The following is a 759-nucleotide window of genomic DNA, read 5'->3' as shown; positions in this document are numbered from 1 at the left end:
ATATCACTTTATGTCTGATGCTCTTGCTTCCCTGTCAGGCTGCTGGGATATCAAGTTTTTGGACCAGCTCTCCANCGTTTTGGGCATGGGGCTGGACGTAGATCCGGACAATCCGGATAACATTCTCGTGTCTCTGCAGGTTGTGGTGCCAAGCCAGGCTTCGGAGAGCAGTCCGGGCGGCGAGGGGGAACCAGCGGAATTCCGGTGACGAAATATATCGGAAGGGGCAAGACTATACTGGACGCATTGCAGAATATGGACAATGTCGCGCCGCGCCGCTTTTACTTCGCCCACAACCAAATGATGATTATTGGTGAGGATTTGGCGAAGAAAGGGGTTGATGGCTTATTCGATTTAATTGACCGGGACCCGGAGATACGGATCGATTTTTCTATGCTTGTCGCGAAACACGGGACAGCGGCCCAAGTATTGGAAACCTTGACCAATATGGAAAAATTACCGGTCAAGCAGATGTACAAAACGCTAGAAAGCTACAACAAGCGGGCGAGCGCAGCCTATCCCGTTAGTATGAAGGAGTTTATTCTTAAATTGAATAACCCCGGGGAAATGGCCGTTACAGGGAGCGTTGAGTTCATCGGTGATTCGGAAAAGGCGGGAACTAAGGAAAATGTCGAGAAGATTTCGCCTGACGGCTATTTGCGGATCGGAAATATGGCCGTGTTCAAAAATGGGAAGCTAACGGGTTATTTGAACCCATTCGATTCCAAGGGGCTTGCCATCATCAAAAATAAAGTGCAG

Annotated in this window: 1 protein-coding gene; it reads left to right on the top strand. The window is 49.2% G+C overall.

The window, feature by feature from the left end; genetic code table 11:
* Positions 1-204: 204 nt before the first annotated feature.
* A partial coding sequence (locus CPT76_RS37455) for a Ger(x)C family spore germination protein (protein WP_483870050.1) occupies positions 205-759 on the top strand: 555 nt, incomplete at its 3' end.

This window comes from Paenibacillus sp. AR247, from assembly GCF_002968895.1.
GTDB classification, from domain to species: Bacteria; Bacillota; Bacilli; order Paenibacillales; family Paenibacillaceae; genus Paenibacillus_AQ; species Paenibacillus_AQ favisporus.
The sequence above is the reverse complement of the archived record's forward strand: the minus strand, read 5'-3'. Positions and strand labels throughout refer to the sequence as shown.